The organism is Qipengyuania sp. ABI-127-1 (assembly GCA_022953095.1).
In the GTDB taxonomy this organism is placed as follows: Bacteria; Pseudomonadota; Alphaproteobacteria; order Sphingomonadales; family Sphingomonadaceae; genus Qipengyuania.
Genome location: JALJCR010000002.1, coordinates 83,193 through 102,988 on the forward strand (window position 1 = coordinate 83,193; position 19,796 = coordinate 102,988).

Consider the following 19,796-nt stretch of genomic DNA (forward strand, 5'->3'; position numbering starts at 1 on the left):
CGAGCCGATCACAGGCGAGGGGAGGATGATACGCCGAAAGAAAAGGGCGGAATCCCGTCGGTCGACATGCTCGAACAGTCCGCGTGGGACATCCTGCTCTATTTATTCGTCCTCCACGCCAACGGGCGACCAGGAAGCCTTTCGGGCTCGTCCAGGGCGGCCGGTCTCACAAAGGAGATAACCTCTCGCCGCATAGACAAGCTCGCCGCCGACCGGTTGGTGATTTTGAACCGCAGCCGGACGGACACTCGGGAAATGGAGGTACGGCTATCGCCTCACGGATTTCGAGTGGCCGAAGAGGGTATACAGGGGTTCGTGATGGACGGACTGGCGCAGAGGGTGGATGCTGCGCGAAATACCATTGGCGGGACTCCGTTCGATCAACGGATAGCGCACGAGCTGAAAATCAACTTGCAATCGGTCGAGCTGCATCGCGCCAATGTGACGGCGAAGCGCATTCCGACGGGTTAGGCAATATCGTCAAGGTCGGCAGGTCCCAGATCGTCGGCCACGATCCCGAGCGCGGTCGCGGCGATGGCCCCGGTCAGGGCGTGGGCCAGCGAATCCGGACTGGAGAAACTTCTTTCTATATCCAGACTGGGCACCGCGATGGTGGCGATGGCATCGCCCGATGCCGCTCGCGATGCCATCAGGCCCACCCGTTCGGTCGTCAGCAGCAATATTTGCTCCGTCCAACCGCGCTCGACAAGCTGCGCGACAGTGCTGCTCAGGGGTGGCTCGAAGTGTTCTCTCACCGCGTCCGGGGCTTCATCAAGGATATGGCAGAGCCGGTGTGCCAGCGCCGAGACATCTTCACAGTTTGGCGCCCGTATTCGTTCGAAGTGATCGAGAAACTCGCTCAACACCCTGTGCCAAGGCGTGCCGGTAGAATTGTTCAAGCTCCGTCTCCTGCCCGTACTTAAAACAATTCCGAAATACCCAAGTCATGGTTGTATACTGCCGCGCTTCTCCTCAAGTCAATTTTCTGCCCGGAAATGTATACAGATCGGTTGTGGTGCTTCCGATTTGGGATAGGACAAGTCACGCTTACCTTCGATCGATTGGGAAGTGCAACCTATCGGCCCTTGGCGAGGGAGCGGTTATCGCCTATCTGCCGCGGCGCCAGGGGGCCGGGCAGCCGCGTGACTTCGGTCACGAGGAAAGTCCGGGCTCCACGAAACAAGGGTGGCGGGTAACGCCCGCCGGACGCGAGTCCAGGGAAAGTGCCACAGAGAGCATACCGCCGATGGCCCCCTCGGGGGATCAGGCAAGGGTGAAAGGGTGCGGTAAGAGCGCACCGGGGCTTCGGCAACGCAGCCCGCATGGCAAACCCCACCCGGAGCAAGGCCGAATAGGGGCGGCACGCTCGCGCAAGCGGGCAGGTGCGTTTCGCATCGACCGCCCGGGTTGGCTGCTGGAGCTCTGGAGCAATCCAGAGCCTAGACGAATGGCTGCCTCCGCGTAGCTGGTGTGCAAGCATACCGTGCGCGGGACAGAACCCGGCTTACAGGCCCCCTGGCGATTTTCGGGCAGTTCCGGCGGTTACCGCGACCGCGTGGCCATCAGGCGAATTCGCCATGTTCGACAGTGATCGATCCGTCACGCTCGCGGGCCTGGATGATGCGGCGTTGGTCGCCTTCCAGCACCAGGGCCGTCAGATTGCCGGTGCGGAAGGCACCGGTATCGATTCCGATACGATAAGGCGTGTGCTCGAGGTTCTCGAAAATGGTGTGGCCGTGCACGACCACGTGGCTGAATGGCTCGCGGTGTTTGAGGAATCGATCGCGGATCCAGCGCAGGTCCGATCTTTTCTGATCCTCGATGCTGTGCTTGGGATTGATGCCGGCGTGGACGAATACATAGTCACCGGCGATGACGATATCCTCCATCGCCTCCAGGAACTTGCGGTGCTTTGCCGGGACCAGATCGTGCAGTTCGCGCTGGAGTTCCTTCATCGTGAGTTCGTTGTAGCGCCGCTTCTTGATACCGTAACTGAGGACGGTTTCCTTGCCGCCATGCTTGAGGAAGTGCCGCAGCATCTCCTTGTCCTCGAAGCTCTCGAGGAACATCTCTTCGTGATTTCCCGCAATGTAGCGTACCTTGCGGCGTTTGCCCCACTGGCGGGCGGTTTCGATCACGCGTGCGCTTTCCGGGCCGCGATCCACCAGATCGCCCAGCAGAACCACCGTGCTCTGGGCGTCGGCTGCCCGCTCGTCGTCCTTCTCGATTGCCAGGATCAATTGGTCGAGCAGATCGCAGCGACCGTGAATGTCGCCCACCACATAGTATCGCTCACCTTGCGGTACGCTGGGGCGTGGTTTGGTCTTCCCCCGCTTCTTCAAAATTTGTGCGAACTTGATCATTGAGAGTTTGTAACACTTTGGCAGTGGTTCGAGATTTGCCGTCCAGATAGGCGCATGGCGCGGCAGGGGCAATAAAGGCACCCTCGCTTGTGATTGTGCAGTTGCGGAAAAAGCACAGCTTATGTTGCGAATGCGAAAACCATCCGAGCCGATCTTGCGTGTGGCGGCCCGGGTGTGCACATTTATGACCGTATCCGATCGAGGAGCCTAACAAAATGGCCCCGGCGGATTCGCAGGTGGGACGAAGCGACACTCGTATAGGAGTCTGTAATGCTCACGTCCTTTCGCGGCCTGGTGGCCGTATCGCTCGCTGCGGCGGGCCTTTCCCTCACCACCCCAGCCATGGCGCAGTCGGATGACGAGGTCGCCAGCGACCTCACGGTTTCGGCCAATGTTGCGCTGACGACCGACTATCGGTTCCGCGGTGTGTCGCTCTCGGGCGGCGATCCGGCCCTCCAGGGGGGCTTCGATGTCGCGCATGACAGCGGATTCTACGTTGGCACCTGGGCATCGTCGATCGATGGCGGTGCGGCTTATGGCGATCTCGAACTCGACATTTACGCAGGGTGGAGCGGAAATCTCAGCGATGCGGTCAGCGTCGATGTCGGGGTGCTCTATTACATTTATCCGACCGAGGATCTGGGCCTCGATACCGACTATATCGAACCCTATGCATCGGTGGGGGTGAACTTCGGCCCAGCGGAAGCAACCTTCGGCGTCGCCTACGCGCCGGAACAGGATTCGCTTGGCGGTGACGACAATCTCTACCTCTATACCGATGTCGGTTTCGGTCTGCCCGGCACGCCGCTGACGATCACGGGCCATCTGGGCTATACCGATGGATCGCTAGCGCCGCCGCTGCTTGCGGGCACGACCGATGACACCGGTCTGGACTGGTCTCTCGGTGCCAGCGCCGCGCAGGGGAATTTCGAGATCGGCGTCGCCTATATCGGCGTGGAAGGCCCCGCCATCGATGGTTTCACCGACGATGCGATCGTCGGCACCATTTCTGCCAGTTTCTAACCACGCAGCGGCGAATTTGAAGGTAGGGGGCGCCGCATTGGGGCGCCCCCTACACGTCACTCGATCAGTCGAGCGCGAAATCGACTGTGGTTACGACCCGCACCTTTTTGAAGGGCGTGTCTCCGATACCCCAGCCACCGGCTTCGCCATCGCGTGCGTCGATCGAGAAATAGCCTTGGGTTGCCTTGCGGATGCTGCCGACATCGGCGCCCGAATCCTCGGCGAACTGTTCGGCCGCCGCTCGCGCATCGCGCGTAGCTTCTGCTACCATTTCCGGCTTGATCGCATTGAGGCCAGTGAATGTGTAGTTGATGCCCGAGCCGTCTTCCAGCACCACACCCTTGCGGACCAGTTCGGCCTGCCTGCGAGCAGCCCGCTGCGCGCGTTCGATATCCTTGGTCCGCAGGACGATGCGCTGGCGCACGGTATAGAATACGACACCATCGTCGGTGTAATTTGATACGTTGACACCGGCCGGTGTAAGCTCGTTTGCGGGAAAGCCAAGATCGTCGAAGAACTCCCGCACAGCCGTTGCGTCGCGATCGGTGCTTGCCTGCGCAGTTCTCAGGTCGGTTGCGGTCGATGCGAAGGACACGGTCCACGTCGCCAGGTCGGCCGTAACCTCCCGTTCCGCCAAGCCGCGTACGGTAACGCTGCGTTCTGCCGCTTTCATGCGAACCAGCCCGTCACCCAGAACGAAACCGCCCACGATCAGTCCGACCGCGACGATACCGGCACTGGCGAGCCATCGCACAAGCATTGCTTTGTCCGCCCGCGGCGTGGCACCAGTGTCGGCAATGTCGGCTTCGTCGGTCATGATCGCGCTCCTTATCGGGTTTTATTCGCCCGGTTTCCGCTAACCAAGTGCCGATGAACCGTGCTTTAATGTCGATAAATGGAGTTCGAATTGACTGAATATCTGCACACCATGATCCGGGTGACGGACCCGGATGCCACGATCGATTTCTTCAAGTTGATCGGCCTCGAGGAAGTTCGCCGCTTCGATGTCGAGGCGGGGCGCTTCACGCTGATTTTCCTTGCCGCACCGGGTCAGGAAGGCGTAGCCGAGGTGGAGCTGACCTATAACTGGCCGACGGAGGACGGCAGCCCGCCCGAACGCTATGACAATGGTCGCAATTTCGGCCATCTCGCTTATCGGGTCGCGGACATCTACGAGACCTGCCAGAAAATCATGGATGCGGGCCACACGATCCACCGCCCGCCGCGCGACGGGCACATGGCTTTCGTCAAGACACCCGATGGCATCTCGGTGGAACTGCTGCAGGACGGCTACCTCGAACCGAAGGAGCCGTGGGCGAGCATGGAAAACAGCGGAAGCTGGTAACTACGGCTGGTCGATATAAGGAGATACGGCATCGTCCGGGTGCTTCGCAGACATGCGCAGGATCGCATAACCCGCGATTGCGGATATCAGCGAGCCCAGCAGGATGCCGATCTTCGCCTCGTTTATCAGCAATTGCTGGCCTGCGAACGCAAGGCCGCTGATGAACAGAGACATGGTAAAACCGATACCGCACAGGATCGACACACCCCAGATTTCAGTCCAGCTCGCCTGGTCCGGGCGCGGGGCGAAACCGATCTTGTCAGCGGCATAGATGGCCGCGAAAATGCCCACCTGCTTGCCAAGGAAAAGGCCGGCGGCGATCGCCAGGGGCAGCGGGGCAAGCAAATGCTCCACGCCCATTCCGGCCAGCGGTACGCCGGCATTGGCGAATCCGAAGACGGGCACGACCAGATAGGCGCTCCACGGGGCGAGACCGTGCTCCATGCGCTCCACCATCGTCTGGTCGTCTGGACCGACCATCGGGATGCACAGAGCCGCCACGACCCCGGCGATAGTCGCGTGGATGCCGGTGTTCAGCACGAAGTACCATAGCACCAGCGCGAGCAGGACGAAGGGCCAGTAGGAGGCAACGCGCATGCGGTTCAGAACCATCATGAGCACGACGACGCCTGCGGCGGCGGCCAGCCAGCCCAGCTTGATGTTTGCCGTGTAGAACAGGGCGATGACCATTACTGCGCCGATATCGTCGACGATCGCCACGGTCAGCAGGAACAGGCGCAGCGAAGCGGGGCAGCGATTGCCGAGCAGCCCCAGCACACCCATCGCGAAGGCAATGTCGGTGGCAGCGGGGATGGCCCAGCCGCGTAGCAATTCCGCATCGTCCCCGACAACGCCGACATAAAACAGCGCGGGAATGGCCATCCCTGCCACGGCCGCCAGGATGGGGAGCCTGCGCGATTGCGGCGTGGAGAGCTGACCCTCGATCCATTCGCGCTTCACTTCGAGCCCGACGACGAAAAAGAAAACCGCCATCAGACCATCGTTGATCCACAGGTGTAAATCATAGAGCTTCGGAATCGGCGTCCATGGCAGCTTGCCGTAGAACAATTGCTCGTATTCGCCGGCGAACGGCGAGTTGGCAGCGATCATCGCCGCTGCGGCAACCAGGATCAGCAGGATGCCGGCAGACGCGTCGCTGACGAAAAGGGCGCGGACAGGGGCGAATACTAGGCGGAAGGCTGAAGGACGTTCGGTCATTGTGGGCACGCTCTCTTTCGCAAAGCGGCCCACGTTGCAAGTCCTGAAACTCGAAGCTATCCAGAAAGGCAGGGGGGTGCCGTTTGGTACTAGGGTCGTTTACGATCGCGGAATGGCTCGTGCTGGTGCAGCACGAATTGCTGCTGTTTGCGGCGGCATTCTTTCTGCTCGGCCTCGCCGATGAACTGGCGCTCGACTGTGTCTATTTCTGGTACCGGATTACGGGCCGTATCCGGACCCCGCGATTGCGCGACGGGCATGGCGACGACATTTCCAGCCTTGCCGGCCGGGCGGCAGTCTTCATTCCCACATGGCAGGAGGCCGATGTCATCGGTCCGACACTGGCCCACATGCTCGGTGCCTGGCGGCAGGAAGAACTCACCGTTTATGTAGGGTGCTACCGGAACGACGAAGCGACGATGGCTTCGGTTCTCGCTGCGGTGCGTGGCGATCGACGGGTGCGGCTCGTCATTCACGGAGCGGACGGGCCGACATCGAAAGCGGATTGCCTCAACCGACTGTACGCCGCGCTGGTCGAGGATGAAAAGCGCGCTGGCGTCGCGGCGCGGATGGTCATTCTCCACGATGCGGAGGATATGGTCGATCCGGCGGCGCTTTCGCTACTGGACCGGGCCTTGTGGCATGCGCATTTCGTCCAACTCCCGGTTCTCGCGCTGCCCCAGCGGCATTCCCCCTGGATCGGCTCGCACTATTCCGACGAATTCGCGGAATCGCACGCAAAGGTCCTCGTCGTGCGCGACGCTCTGGGCGCGGCGATTCCGGGAGCCGGTGTCGGCTGCGCGGTTGCGCGCGGTTCGCTGGCTGCGCTGGCTCACGAGGAAGGGGGGCACCCTTTCGCGGCAGAATCGCTGACCGAAGATTACGAGCTCGGGCTCCGGATCGCGCAGGCGGGAGGGAAAGGGCGCTTCCTCAGAGTCCGGGGTGAGGACGGGCGCCTCATCGCGACCCGCGCATTTTTCCCGTCCCGGCTCGACGCCGCCATTCGGCAAAAGACGCGTTGGATGCACGGTATCGCCTTGCAGGGCTGGGACCGGTTGGGGTGGGGGTACACACCTGTCGACCTGTGGATGCTTTTGCGCGACCGGCGCGGCCCCGTGGCGGCCATCCTTCTCGTCGTGGCCTATGCGCTGGTGGGGCTCGTCACGCTCAATCTGGGGTTGCAGATGATGAACATGATCGAGCTCCCGCCGCTTTCGCCGCTGCTCCTCATGTTACTCGCGATCAACTTCGCGGGATTGCTGCTGCGCCTTTGCCTTCGCGCGTGTTTCACCGCGCGTGAATATGGCTGGCGTCAAGGGCTTCTCGCCATTCCTCGTACCCTGGTGTCGAACATTGTCGCAGTCATGGCCGGGCGTCGGGCGCTCTCAGCCTATATCGGCACGCTGCGCGGCGCACCGCTGCTGTGGGACAAAACCGAACACCGGGAGCATCCGGCACTCAGCCTGTTCGGTGAAAACCGCCTGTGAGGGACGCGGTCGCCCGGCGGCAGGGCCAACCGGTCCTTTTCCTCGCACTCCTGCTCGCCGGATGGTGTCTGCTCAGAATAGTGACCTGGGAAAATCCCTGGCCCCTGAACAGCGTCTTGTCCGAGCCTTTCCAACTGACCAACGCCAATCTCGTGGACAAACGTCAGGATATTACGCGCAGCGCCCAGTTGCCCGGGACGCCCTTCGAAAGCAGGCAGGAAGTTGGCGATCGGGGAGATCGGGGGCGCATGGTCCCTTCGCCTTCGGCTTTCGATCCGGTGGTCAAGCCAGAGGTCGGCGAGCCGTCTCCACTTGCTACTTTCGACGAACATTTCGACAAGCATCGGCGCGCGGTCGGCCATAATCTCCTCTTCGCCGCGAGCATGGCAAATCTGCCAATGCCGCGCAGCGTGTCCGAAATGCTTGATCGGCGGCGCGAAGCACTTCCGGCGCGGCGTGAGCGCGTCGGCATCCCGGCTTCCGGCTGGCGGGCGGATAGTTGGCTCATGCTTCGCCCGGCAGGCAGCCGCTCGATCGAATCCGGAGCACTGCCTCCTGCCTACGGAAACAGCCAGGCCGGTGCAGTCCTGACCTTTCGCCTGGCACCTGCAAACAGGTATCGTCCCGCCGCCTTCGTGCGCGCGAGCACAGCGCTCGTGACCGCCGGAGAAAGCGAAATGGCGATCGGTCTTCGCGCACGTCCGATCAGCAGCATTCCTGTCGACCTGTATCTTGAAACCCGCGTCACCGATCGGTCCGGGTCGACGGAAATTCGGCCCGCCGTCTTTCTCGCCGGTGGTTTCGACGAAGTTGCCTTGCCAGGCGGGCTGGATGCGCGCGGTTATATTCAGGCGGGCTACGTACACGGTCGTTTCGCTACCGGCTTCATCGATGGGAAAGCTGTCGCCACGCGAGAAGTCGCGCGGTTCGATCTGGGGCGGTTAAGCGTGGGCGCGGGGGCCTGGGGCGGTGCGCAGAAGGATTCGAGTCGCCTCGATATAGGACCGTCGCTATCTCTCGATCTACGACTGGGCCAGGCGGATACCAGACTGGAGGCGGATTATCGTTGGCGCGTCGCAGGCCATGCAGAGCCAGGCAATGGCGGCGTCCTCACGCTTTCGACGGGCTTCTGACACGGTTCAGCTTTTATCCGTGACGCCCCTGCGATAGGGCGCAGCTATGGACGTCTACCTCCCCATCGCGAACCTGTCGGTGAACGGGCTGTGGATCGTCGCGCTCGGCGCGCTCACGGGGGTTTTGTCGGGCCTTTTCGGGGTCGGCGGTGGGTTCCTGACCACGCCGCTGCTGATCTTCTATGGAATTCCGCCGACGGTGGCCGCCGCTTCGGCATCGACGCAGGTCACGGGCGCCAGTGTCACCGGTGTCCTGGCCCATGGCAATCGCGGCGGAGTCGATTACCGCATGGGCATGGTGATGGTCGCGGGCGGGGTCATCGGGTCGGGGTTCGGGGCGCTGCTGTTCCGTTTTTTCCGGGCGATCGGACAAATCGACGTGGTCATCAGCGCGCTATATGTGATTCTGCTGGGCACCATCGGCATGCTGATGGCGCGCGAGGCGGTCCAGACGTTGCGCGGCACCGGCAGCAAGCAGGCGGCGCGGCGCCGACACCACCCGCTGGTCGCCAGCCTGCCGATGCGCTGGCGTTTCTATCGCTCGGGTCTCTATATTTCGCCGCTCGCGCCGCTCATCGTAGGGGTCGCGGTCGGCATCCTGACCATGCTGATGGGTGTGGGTGGCGGGTTCATCCTCGTACCCGCGATGCTGTATATTCTCGGCATGAGCGCGAATGTCGTCGTGGGGACCTCGCTCTACAACATCCTGTTCGTGACGATGGCGACCACGATCATGCACTCGCTGACCACCAAGGCGGTCGACATCGTATTGGTATTCCTGCTGTTGATCGGTTCGGTAACGGGGGCGCAGCTCGGATCGCAAATCGCCGTCAAAGCCAAGCCGGAATACCTCCGCCTGATCCTTGCCACCATCGTCCTGCTTGTCGCCTTCCGGATGTTTCTGGGCCTGTTTTATCAGCCCGACGAAATCTATACGGTATACCCGCTGTGAGAGCGCTGCTGCTCGTCCTGTTCGCGTTTGCGCTGATGGGGCAGCGCGATCCGATCCTGGTTCCCGAGGTGAGCCAGCACGATGTCGAGGTGCGCCAGGGATTTACCGGAACCGAATTGCTGCTCTTCGGCGCGGTGCTCGATCCCCGGGGGCGGGCCGCAGGGAGCGACTACGATATCGTTGTCGTACTCAAAGGCCCGTCGCGGCCGGTCCGCCTGCGTGAAAAAGAACGCTTCATCGGCGTATGGATCAATGCGGCCAGTAGCGATTTCCGGTCCGTACCGTCCTTCTTCGCGGTTGCGTCTTCGCGCCCGATTCCGCAGATTGTCGACGAGAAGACCGCCGCGATCTACGAGTTCGGTACCGACTATATCCAGCTTTCGCCAAGCGGCGCGATCGACCCCGAGGAAAGGGCGCGTTTCAAGGACGGGCTGGTCGACCTCAAGACCCGCGAGCAGCTCTATAATCAGGACTTCGGCGGCGTGCAGATCAGCGAACAGGTTCTCTACCAGGCCAGGATCACCCTGCCATCGAACGTGACGACCGGTACCTACACCGCAGAAACTTTCGCAGTGCGCGGCGGGCGCGTTATCGCATCGGCGATGACCGAGGTCGAGGTGCAGAAGGTCGGATTCGAACGCAAGGTCGAGGAATATTCGCAAGACCTTGCCCTGGTTTACGGTCTTCTCGCCGTGTTTCTCTCCGTTGGGATGGGCTGGCTCGCGGGGCGCCTTTTCGCGCTGATCTGACCCCGGCGATACCGCGCTATTGACGACATTTTAAGCAGTTTCGGGCAGGCGGTTCCGGTGCGCTCGGCATGCACGCTACGTGGGACATAATCAGACCGATGAACGACATGGGCAATCCGAACGACCGCACCTTCGACCCGCCGGGAGAAGAGGGCGCGGAATCATCGCAGTTCCGCAGGATATCCCTACGCGACCGGGTTCGGCGCAGCGCGGAGACGGCCCCCCACACGCCCTCCGCATCGCCGTCCGGCTACGTCCATCAGCCTGTCGCCGGAAAATCGTCGACCGAGGTCCGGCCCGAGCCGCCGACAAGTGCGAAACCGATCCCCGATAGACCGGCCACGGCCCCGCCCGAACAGCGGCGCTCCGCGAGGGTCGACGAAGCCGGACCGCAGGCAGCAGACTCGACCGCAGGCACACCCATGGAGACCACGCCCGCCGCACCGGACGAACCCGGCGACATGGTCGAGGATTTGGGCGAGGACATGGGCGAGAATGCGACACAGGCTATCGGGGTGGTGCTCGAAATCGCCGGTTCCGGATCGCAGGTTGCGATCGACCGCCGCCGGCTCGACGAATGCGCCGACGATGCCGACCCGTCGATCGCGATGGCCGGCCAGGTCGGCTCGCAGATCAAAATCCGTGTCGGCAATAGCTGGCTGCTCGCCAGTATCCGCAATCAGCGACAGGACCGCAGCGCGGGTTCGATCCTCGCCAATATCGACTTTCTCGGCGAGGGGCTGGAAGAAAAGCTCACCGGCAAGCTGCACGGCTTTCGCCGCGGCGTGACGCGCTATCCGATACCGGGTGCCCCGGTCTATCCCGCCACGACGCAGGATTTGCGGCAGGTCTATGCCAGCGACGGTCGCAGCTCGGTCGGCATAGGAAAAGTCTATCCCACCAGAGACATCCGCGCCGGGCTCTATGTCGATGCCATGCTGGGCAAGCACTTCGCGCTGCTGGGGTCGACGGGTACGGGTAAGTCGACCGGCGCAGCCCTGATTCTGCACCGGATTTGCGAGGTCGCGCCGGAAGGCCATATCGTCATGATCGACCCGCATGGCGAGTATTCGGCCGCCTTCCGGAATATTGGCGTTATCCTGGATGTCTCCAACCTGCAGATGCCCTACTGGATCATGAATTTCGAGGAGCACTGCGAGGTTCTGCTGACCAGCAATGGTAGCGAGCGGCAGATCGATGCCGATATTCTGGCGAAGTGTCTGCTCAAGGCGCGCCAGAAAAGTCGACTGGCGGAAAACATGGGCAAGATCACGGTGGATTCGCCCATTCCCTATCTGCTGTCCGACCTGTCGAACGAAATTCAGGACGCGATGGGCAAGCTCGACAAGTCGACCAATTCGGCCCCCTACATGCGGATCAAGAACAAGCTCGACGAGTTGAAGGCCGATCCGCGATACCAGTTCATGTTTTCCGGAATGCTGGTGGCCGACACCATGGCCGACTTCATCTCGAAGATTTTCCGCATGCCGTCGAACGGCAAGCCGATCTCGATCATCGACGTGTCGGGCGTGCCGTCGGACATTACCGCCACCGTGGTCGCCGTGCTCAGCCGGTTGGTCTTCGATTTCGCCATATGGGGCCGCGAGGAACGCACCAATCCGATCCTGCTGGTATGCGAGGAAGCGCACCGCTACGTCCCGAACGAGAAGCATGCCGATGGCAATTCGGTCGGCACGATACTCAGCCGCATCGCCAAGGAGGGCCGTAAATACGGCATCGGCCTCGGCCTCGTCACGCAGCGCCCCTCCGACCTGGCCGAAGGCGTGCTGTCGCAATGCGGCACGATCATCTCGATGCGCCTCAACAACGACCGCGACCAGGAATTCGTCCGCGCGGCGATGCCCGAAGGCGCGCGCGGCTTCCTCGACGCGATTCCGGCGCTGCGCAATCGCGAATGCATCATCTGCGGCGAGGGCGTGGCGATCCCCGTCCGCGCCAGTTTCGACAATCTCGAGGAAGCCAAGCGTCCGGCATCGGAAGATCCGAGCTTTATCGAGCTGTGGAACGAGACCGGCGGCGAAGAGGAGATCGTCGAGCGGACTGTGCGGCGGTGGCGGAGCCAGGGGTAGAGGTTGGCTTGTGTTACGCACCGACCTTCGTCGGTGCATCCTCGGAGCTGTTCCTCCGCTGCGCTACGGGCTCCTGCGGGCGCGCGGTCGCGCTTGCCGGCCCTCTGCCGGGCCGGATCTGGCACGCGCCTGGAAGGTGGCGATGATTTCCGAGCCGCAGGCGAGGCAAGGGCGATCGCCCGCCAGCAGCGGGTGCAGCTTGCTGCACATCTAGCGAGGACGCAGCCACGGAGGTGGCTGCGAAAAGCAAATTACGTCCCCCGCGTGTCTCCGAACAGGTGGATATGCAGCCGGTCGCTCATCCTGAAGCCATGCTCGACGCATAGCGGGGCGAGCCATTTCTCGCGCCCGCGCAGCGTCTCGCTATCGGTGCCTTCGGGCATCAGGAAAACGTGGTCCGGGCGGAAGCGATAGCGCTCGTGCAGCGCCAGCACCTCGTCGAGGTCGGAGGGTTTGGCGATGACGAATTTGAACCAGGCGCGCGGATCGGTGGCATAGGCGTCGAGCCGTTCGGGGATCAGGGCGAGTTCGGCGGGATTGCCGCTATGCGCCAGCTTGGGGCTGACATTGAACTGGTCGATGCGGATGTCGAGCCGGGGCGGCGCCTTGGTGGTGCCGTTGGTCTCGATCTCCACGCCGATGTCGGGCAGCAGCTCGAGCAGCTTGGCGAGCGCGGGCGCCTGCAATAGCGGCTCGCCGCCGGTAATCACCAGGCGGTTCTGGCCAAGGGCCATGATGCGTGCGGCAACCTCTTCCTCGTCGAGCGTGACCTGATTGGCCTTGCGATCATAGGTCTGGCCATCGCGGTGCGGGCGATTGTCGCCCTCGAACCGCCAGGTGTAGGCGGTGTCGCACCATATGCAGGCAAGGTTGCAGCGCGACAGGCGCATGAAGGCGACCGGCATGCCCATGCTCGGCCCTTCACCCTGAACCGAGGAGAAGATTTCCGGCCCGCCGTCATCGTCGGTCGCGAGAGTCAGCATGGCGTGTAGGTGACACAAGGTGACACCGGTGTCACCCAAGTCCTACGGCTTAGTGCTCTGAAAAATATACGTTTCCTCCGCGCAGGGTGACACATTCCCGGTTTTTGGGGGAGGGGGGTTGTTCCCGATGGGGCGCAGCGCTTCACCATTTCAGCATGTCCCTGCCACAGTTCGGCCGGAGTAGGAAACTCCGCAATCGGCCGATTGCCGTCATCGCCAGCAGATCGAACCGGCGCTTCTCCTTCGGCCCGAAGCCCTGCTGCCCTCCTCGCTGGGGAGGGGATATGGGCGGTGGCCGAAAGGGCCAGGCACGCGCCCATTCCGGAGGAGACAGCGAGTGCGGCGGCTAACCCAACCGTGCGAGCGCCGCTTCGAGCCGGGCGACTTCGGCGACGTGATGCGCATGGTCGGCGCGGGCCTTCTCGACCGCTTCGGGCTTGGCGCGTTCGACGAAGTTCGCATTCGACAGGCGGCCTTCGAGCGATTTGGCTTCCTTCGCGCTGGCCGCGAGCGCCTTTTCGAGGCGGGCCTTCTCAGCCTCGATATCGATCACCCCTTCGAGCGGGATGACGAATTCGTCCTCGCCCGCCGCGATCTGCATCGCAGCACCCGAAGGCGCTTCGCCGAATGTCACCGGGGTCAGGCGCGCCAGCCGTTCGATCGCCCCGGCATTCGCCTCAACCACCGATTTCGCCAGCGGGCTGGGCGATGCGCAAAAGGCTTGCAGCTTCGCGCCCGGCGCGATGCCGAGCTCGTTTTTTGCGGTGCGCGTGGCCGATGTGAGCGCGATCAGCCAATCGATCTCCGCCTTGGCCTCCGCGTCCACTTCGGCCTGCGGGTCGGGCCATTTGGCAGTGATCAGCGGATAGTCCGCGCGGTCCCCCTGCTTCGACCATAGCTCTTCGGTGATGAAGGGCATGAAGGGGTGCAGCATGACGAGGATCTGGTCGAGCGCCCAGCCGGCGACAGCCTTGGTTTCCTCATCGAAATTGCCTTTGACCAGTTCGATATACCAGTCGCAGAAGCGGTCCCATACGAAGTGGTAGATCGTGTTGGCGGCGGCATCGAAGCGCAGGTCCGCCAGTGCGGCGTCGAGCGCCTGCTTGGTCTCGACCACTTCGCCGATGATCCAGCGATTGACCGCGTGGCTGGCCTTGGGCGCCGCGATCGTCGTGCTCGCCCCGATCCCGTTCGCCTGGCAGAAACGCGTCGCATTCCAGAGCTTGGTCGCAAAGTTGCGATAGCCCTCGATGCGCTTGTCATCCATCTTGATGTCGCGGCCCTGGCTTTCCATCGCCGCCATGAAGAAGCGCAGCGCATCGGCACCGTAGCGGTCGATGAGGCCCAGCGGGTCGACGACATTGCCCTTGGACTTGGACATCTTCTGCCCGTCCGCCGCGCGCACCAGGCCATGAAGATAGAGCTTGGGCCAAGGGTTCTGGCCTGTGTTGTACTGCCCCATCATCATCATGCGGGCATCCCAGAAGAACAGGATGTCGAAGCCGCTGATCAGCAGGTCGTTGGGATAGTGCTTGGCGAGCAGATCAGTCTGCTCGGGCCAGCCGAGCGTTGCCGATGGCCAGAGCGCAGACGAGAACCACGTGTCGAGTACGTCATTGTCACGATGTATTCGAACAGGCACAACATCGCCTTCAGCTGTAAGGGTCAGCTCAGAATACTCATTCTCATCAGCTTCATCTGCAAGATACGGACGGTAGCCCTCACCGTAGTATTCGTTCGCCTGTTCGAGCGCTTGCTCTTCGGTTTCAGCGACAAAAATTGGGCGTTTACTGCCGCTCTGAAGCATCGGCGTGAAGTGACCATATAGGTCGTCGCCTTCTTTTCGCTGACCATACCACGCCGGAATCCGGTGCCCCCACCAGAGCTGGCGGCTGACGCACCAGGGCTGGATGTTTTCCATCCAATTGAAGAAGGTCTTTTCCCAGCTCTTCGGGACGATCTCCACCTCGCCGCTCTTCACCGCCTCGATCGGCTTCACCGCGAGCTTTTCCGCATCGACATACCACTGGTCGGTCAGCCACGGTTCGATCACCACGCCGCCGCGGTCGCCGAAGGGTGTGGCGATGGTGCGCGGTTCGGCGTCGAGCTCCTGCTCCTCGCCCTTTTTGGTCTTGGCGATATGCGGGATGAGATAGCCGGCTTCCTTGAGGCGCTGCACCACCAGTTCGCGCGCGCCGTCCACGCCTCCATCTTCTTTGGCACGCTTGAAGCGGTGCAGGCCGATGAATTCCTCCGGCACCAAACCGTCGGCGGTCTGGCAGACATTCGCCTCCGCATCGAGCATGTTGAGCATCTCGGCAGGCTGGAAACCCGCGCGTTTGCCGACGTCGAAATCGTTGAAATCGTGGCCCGGCGTGATCTTCACCGCGCCGCTGCCGAGTTCGGGATCGGCGTGTTCGTCGGCGACGATCGGCACGCGGCGGCCGGTGATCGGCAGCACGACATGCTTGCCGACGACGCTCTTGTAGCGCTCGTCGTCCGGATGCACCGCCACCGCCATATCGGCGAGCATGGTCTCGGGCCGCGTGGTTGCAACTTCGATATAGTCGCGCCCGTCATCCAGCGTGACGCCGTCTTCTAGCGGATATTTGAAGTGCCAGAAATGGCCCTTCACATCCTGCGTCTCGACTTCGAGGTCCGAAATCGCGGTCTTGAGCTTGGGGTCCCAGTTCACCAGCCGCTTGTCGCGGTAGATCAAAGGAGCCGGATTCCCGTCTTCGTCCTTGTTATTATAGAGGTCGACGAAGGTCTTGAGCACGGCTTTCGAAAAGTGCTCGTCCATGGTGAACTGTTCGCGCGGCCAGTCCATCGAGCAGCCGAGGCGGCGCAATTGGCGCGTGATCGTGCCGCCCGATTGCTCTTTCCATTCCCAGACATGGTCGAGAAAGGCCTCCCGGCTCATATCGGTGCGTTTCACGCCTTGCGAGTTGAGATTGCGTTCGACCACCATCTGCGTCGCAATGCCCGCATGGTCGGTCCCGACCACCCACAGCGCATCCTTGCCGCGCAGCCGCTCGTAACGGATCATCACGTCCTGCAACGTGTTGTCGAGCGCGTGGCCGATATGCAGGCTGCCGGTCACATTGGGCGGCGGGTTGACGATCGTATAGGGTTCGGTCCGGGGATTTTCAGGAGTGGGGGCGGGCCGGAACAGGCCGTTCTCTTCCCAATGCTTGTACCAGCGCGCCTCGATGTCGGCGGGGTCGAAAGTCTTCGGTAGCTCGGTGGTCATTTTCGTGTTCGCTCACGCTCACTGGCGGCACCGGCCCGCTCCCCCTCCCGGCCACCCATGGCACTATCCTGTTGGGTGGCCGGGAGGGGGAGCGGGCCGGTGCCGGAAATTTGATAGCAAGCCCATGCCAGCGCCCATGCTGCGATGCAACGTTGCAGGTGATCCGGATCGATCATCGCTTGGCAAGCGCCTGATTTCCCCGCATACCGCGCCGCGATGGGTGGTATTGCCGAATACGAATTGGTCGAGGGGGACGACGGGGGCACGGTGCTGGTGCTGTCCGGCCCCTATCTGGTGTCCACCATCGGCGCGATCGACCAGGATTTGCGCACGCTCGAAGGGCCGATCGCCAGAATCGATCTGGCTGGGGTGAACGAAATCGACACGGTGGGAGCATGGACGGCGACCAGCCTTTCCGCCACGCATGAGGCGGAGATCGCCGGAGCGAGCGAGCGGGCCGAACGCCTGATCGAGGCCTTGAAGAATGTGCGCGCGGAAGAGGAAATCGCCGCGCCGCGCCTGCCGGTATGGGAGCGCGTGCCGCAGGCCATGGGCGAAAAGATGTTCGATGCGCGCAAGGGCGTGTACGGCGTGGTCGGCTTTCTCGGTGCATTGCTCGTGGCGTTTGCCAGCCTGATGCGTCATCCGAGCCGGTTCCGCTGGCTCGCGCTCGTCCGTCAGCTCGAACTGGTGGGCGTGTCGGCGCTGCCGATCATCGGCCTGATGAGCTTCCTGATCGGCATCGTGATCGCGCAGCAGGGTGCGGTACAGCTTGCCCAGTTCGGGGCGGAGACGCTGACCGTCAATCTGGTCGGGCGGATCACCCTGCGCGAACTGGGCGTGCTGATGACCGCGATCATGGTCGCGGGCCGTTCGGGCAGCGCCTTCGCCGCCCAGATCGGGACCATGCGGCTGACCGAGGAAGTCGATGCGATGCAGACCATCGGCATTTCACCGATGGAAGCGCTGGTCGTCCCGCGCATCCTCGCCGCAATCCTGATGATGCCGCTGCTGGGCTTCTATTCCGCCGGCGTCGCGATCATCGGCGGGGCCTTTGTGGGCCAGTTCATGCTGGGAATACCCTTCTGGACGTTCCTTTCCCGCATTCAGGACGTGGTGCCGATTTACGATCTGTGGGTCGGCCTGATCAAGGCGCCGGTCTTCGGCCTGATCGTGGCCCTGGCGGGTTGCTATCATGGCATGAACGTCAAGGGGAATTCCGAAGAGGTCGGCCTGCGCACCACCATGGCGGTGGTCACCGGCATCTTCGCGGTGATCGTGATCGACGCCTTCTTCGCCGTGTTCTTCACCGAGATCGGGTGGGGCTGATGGCACAGGATGAAACCGGGCGCGAACTGGGCCGCCACGAACGCTATCGCGGCGAATATCCGATCATTGTCGAAGGACTGAAGACGGCTTTCGGCCCGCAGGTCGTCCATCAGGACCTCGATCTCAAGGTCAGGCGCGGCGAAATTCTCGGCGTGGTCGGCGGTTCGGGAACGGGCAAATCGGTGCTGATGCGCGCGATCATTGGGCTGCAGCGCCCCACCGAAGGCGAAGTCAGCGTGTTCGGGCGCTCGATCGCCGGGAGCGATCCGCAGCGGGAGATCGGCATTCGCAGTCGCTGGGGCGTTCTGTTCCAGGGCGGGGCGCTGTTCAGCACGTTGACGGTGGGCGAAAACGTCGAAGTGCCCCTGAAGCAGTTCTATCCCGACATCGAACCCGAACTGCGCCACGAAATCGCGCGCTACAAGGTGGTGCTCTCGGGCCTGCCGGAAGAAGCGGTCAGCAAATACCCTTCCGAGCTGTCCGGCGGCATGAAGAAGCGCGCCGGTCTCGCGCGGGCGCTGGCGCTCGATCCCGAACTGCTGTTTCTGGACGAACCGACCGCCGGGCTCGACCCGATCGGCGCCGCGGCGTTCGACCGGCTGACCCTGGAACTGAAGGAAACGCTGGGCCTGACCGTGTTCCTCATCACGCACGATCTCGATACGCTGCACGAGATCTGCGACCGGGTGGCGGTGATCGCCGACAAGAAAGTCATCGCAGTCGATACGGTCCCCAATCTGATGGAACTCGATCACCCGTGGATCCAGGAATATTTCAACGGACCGCGCGGGCGCGCCGCGCTGACCGCGCAGGCGCTCGACGAATTGCGCAAGCACATGGACGAGCCCGTGGCGGCACATGCGGTCAAAGCGTTGGACAAACCGCCTGCGGGCAAGGCATAGGGCGAAACCAATGGAAACGCGGGCAAATCACGTTTGGGTGGGGGCGGTTACACTGCTGATCCTCGGCGCGCTCGCGCTGTTCATCGTCTGGCTCGCGCGGCTCGGCGGCGGGGCGCAGAACGAATACGACATCTTCTTCAAGCAATCGGTCGCCGGGCTCGCCAATGGCAGCTCGGTCGATTTCGCCGGCGTTCCGGTGGGGCAGGTGAACGAGATCGTGCTGTGGGACAAGGATCCCGAATTCGTCCGCGTGCGGATCAAGGTGAAGGAAAGCGTGCCCATTCTGGTCGGCACCACGGCCACGATCCAGGGCAGCTTTACCGGCGTTTCGACAATTACGCTCGATGGCGCGCGCAGCGGTGCTCCGCCGATTTCCTGCGAGACGACCGCCTGCACCGAAGGTGTGCCGATCATCCCGCCGACGACGGGCGGCGGTTTCGGTGCCGTGCTCGCCAATGCGCCCCTGTTGCTCGAACGCCTGGCCACTCTGACCGAGCGGTTGACGATGCTGCTGAGCGATCGCAACCAGGAAGAAATATCGCAGATACTCGCCAACACCAATGCGGCAAGCGCGGGCTTCGCGGCGGCGGCACCGCAGATGGAGCGGACCATGGCCGAATTGCAGGTGACGCTGCGCGAAGCGAGCGAGGCACTCGACCAGTTCGAACAGGTCACCGCCACGACCGATCGCATCCTCAACGAGGAAGGCGAGGCCATCGCCAAGGATCTGCGGGCAACGCTCAAATCGGCGAGCGGCGCAGCCAAGGCGCTCGAGGACACGTTGAACGATGCGCGGCCTGCCACAAAACAGCTCACCGAAAGCACGCTTCCCGCAGCCGAAGCCACGCTGAAGGACCTGCGCGCCACCAGCAAGGCCTTGCGGGGCGTGACCGAAAAGCTCGACGAGCAGGGGGCGGGCGCGCTGCTTTCGAACCAGCCGCTGCCCGATTACAAGCCGTGAGAGGCACA

General features: G+C 62.7%; 17 protein-coding genes and 1 other RNA gene. 12 read left to right on the plus strand and 6 right to left on the minus strand.

The genetic code is table 11. From position 1 onward, the window contains the following. Positions 1–66: 66 nt before the first annotated feature. Positions 67–471, plus strand: a complete 405-nt coding sequence (locus MUY37_RS09890; protein ID WP_499195217.1) for a hypothetical protein — start codon at positions 67–69, stop codon at positions 469–471. On the opposite strand, the gene MUY37_RS09895 is transcribed toward MUY37_RS09890, so the two are convergent. Next, positions 468–899, minus strand: a complete 432-nt coding sequence (locus tag MUY37_RS09895) for a hypothetical protein (RefSeq protein ID WP_499195218.1) — start codon at positions 897–899, stop codon at positions 468–470. The two genes, MUY37_RS09890 and MUY37_RS09895, sit on opposite strands and share 4 nt — an antisense overlap. A 223-nt stretch (positions 900–1,122) precedes the next feature. On the opposite strand from MUY37_RS09895, the gene rnpB reads away from it, so the two are divergent. Beyond that, an RNA gene (gene rnpB / locus MUY37_RS09900) (RNase P RNA component class A) lies at positions 1,123–1,523 on the plus strand. Between the two features lie 39 nt (positions 1,524–1,562). On the opposite strand, the gene MUY37_RS09905 is transcribed toward rnpB, so the two are convergent. Next, positions 1,563–2,363, minus strand: coding sequence for a metallophosphoesterase family protein (locus tag MUY37_RS09905; protein ID WP_499195219.1), 801 nt, complete (start codon positions 2,361–2,363; stop codon positions 1,563–1,565). A gap of 270 nt (positions 2,364–2,633) precedes the next feature. Between MUY37_RS09905 and MUY37_RS09910 the strand changes: the two genes are divergently transcribed. Continuing rightward, entirely contained in the window at positions 2,634–3,386 is a 753-nt protein-coding gene (locus MUY37_RS09910; protein WP_499195220.1) for a TorF family putative porin, read from the plus strand. Between the two features lie 64 nt (positions 3,387–3,450). On the opposite strand, the gene MUY37_RS09915 is transcribed toward MUY37_RS09910, so the two are convergent. Beyond that, positions 3,451–4,146, minus strand: coding sequence for an SIMPL domain-containing protein (locus tag MUY37_RS09915; protein WP_499195706.1), 696 nt, complete (start codon positions 4,144–4,146; stop codon positions 3,451–3,453). 147 nt (positions 4,147–4,293) lie between these two features. Between MUY37_RS09915 and MUY37_RS09920 the strand changes: the two genes are divergently transcribed. After that, a complete protein-coding gene (locus MUY37_RS09920) occupies positions 4,294–4,731 on the plus strand; it encodes a VOC family protein (RefSeq protein WP_499195221.1) in 438 nt (145 codons plus the stop codon). Here the strand turns inward: MUY37_RS09920 and nhaA are convergent, their stop codons facing one another. After that, positions 4,732–5,949, minus strand: coding sequence for a Na+/H+ antiporter NhaA (gene nhaA / locus MUY37_RS09925; RefSeq protein ID WP_499195222.1), 1,218 nt, complete (start codon positions 5,947–5,949; stop codon positions 4,732–4,734). It lies immediately after the preceding gene. 83 nt (positions 5,950–6,032) lie between these two features. Between nhaA and MUY37_RS09930 the strand changes: the two genes are divergently transcribed. The 5 genes from MUY37_RS09930 (at position 6,033) to MUY37_RS09950 (ending at position 12,360) form a co-directional block, all read left to right on the plus strand. After that, positions 6,033–7,436 carry a glycosyl transferase family protein gene (locus MUY37_RS09930; RefSeq protein ID WP_499195223.1) on the plus strand — a complete coding sequence of 468 codons (1,404 nt, stop codon included), beginning with the start codon at positions 6,033–6,035 and terminating at the stop codon, positions 7,434–7,436. Then, positions 7,433–8,569 carry a hypothetical protein gene (locus MUY37_RS09935; protein ID WP_499195224.1) on the plus strand — a complete coding sequence of 379 codons (1,137 nt, stop codon included), beginning with the start codon at positions 7,433–7,435 and terminating at the stop codon, positions 8,567–8,569. Before MUY37_RS09930 ends, MUY37_RS09935 begins: the two co-directional genes overlap by 4 nt. Positions 8,570–8,615: 46 nt before the next feature. Then, positions 8,616–9,521, plus strand: coding sequence for a sulfite exporter TauE/SafE family protein (locus MUY37_RS09940; protein ID WP_499195225.1), 906 nt, complete (start codon positions 8,616–8,618; stop codon positions 9,519–9,521). 35 nt (positions 9,522–9,556) lie between these two features. Then, positions 9,557–10,270 carry a TIGR02186 family protein gene (locus MUY37_RS09945; protein ID WP_174223769.1) on the plus strand — a complete coding sequence of 238 codons (714 nt, stop codon included), beginning with the start codon at positions 9,557–9,559 and terminating at the stop codon, positions 10,268–10,270. 461 nt (positions 10,271–10,731) lie between these two features. Then, the gene (locus MUY37_RS09950; RefSeq protein ID WP_499195707.1) at positions 10,732–12,360 is read left to right on the plus strand and encodes an ATP-binding protein; all 1,629 of its coding nucleotides are present in this window, start codon (positions 10,732–10,734) and stop codon (positions 12,358–12,360) included. A gap of 251 nt (positions 12,361–12,611) precedes the next feature. On the opposite strand, the gene MUY37_RS09955 is transcribed toward MUY37_RS09950, so the two are convergent. Together MUY37_RS09955 and MUY37_RS09960 are read right to left on the minus strand one after the other, a co-directional pair. Further along, the gene (locus tag MUY37_RS09955; protein ID WP_499195708.1) at positions 12,612–13,343 is read right to left on the minus strand and encodes a 7-carboxy-7-deazaguanine synthase QueE; all 732 of its coding nucleotides are present in this window, start codon (positions 13,341–13,343) and stop codon (positions 12,612–12,614) included. Between the two features lie 346 nt (positions 13,344–13,689). Further along, positions 13,690–16,596 (minus strand): valine--tRNA ligase, encoded by a 2,907-nt coding sequence (locus tag MUY37_RS09960; RefSeq protein WP_499195226.1) that lies wholly within the window; start codon positions 16,594–16,596, stop codon positions 13,690–13,692. A 216-nt stretch (positions 16,597–16,812) separates the two neighbouring features. Between MUY37_RS09960 and MUY37_RS09965 the strand changes: the two genes are divergently transcribed. The 3 genes from MUY37_RS09965 to MUY37_RS09975 are packed head-to-tail and all read left to right on the plus strand — an operon-like array spanning position 16,813 to position 19,788. Next, positions 16,813–17,925: an ABC transporter permease gene (locus tag MUY37_RS09965; RefSeq protein ID WP_499195227.1), complete on the plus strand. Its 1,113-nt coding sequence runs from the start codon at positions 16,813–16,815 to the stop codon at positions 17,923–17,925. After that, positions 17,925–18,827, plus strand: coding sequence for an ABC transporter ATP-binding protein (locus MUY37_RS09970; RefSeq protein WP_499195228.1), 903 nt, complete (start codon positions 17,925–17,927; stop codon positions 18,825–18,827). The genes MUY37_RS09965 and MUY37_RS09970 overlap by 1 nt, the downstream gene beginning before the upstream one ends. A 10-nt stretch (positions 18,828–18,837) precedes the next feature. Then, on the plus strand, positions 18,838–19,788 hold the full coding sequence (locus MUY37_RS09975; RefSeq protein ID WP_499195229.1) for an MlaD family protein: 951 nt from the start codon (positions 18,838–18,840) through the stop codon (positions 19,786–19,788). Positions 19,789–19,796 lie beyond the last annotated feature (8 nt).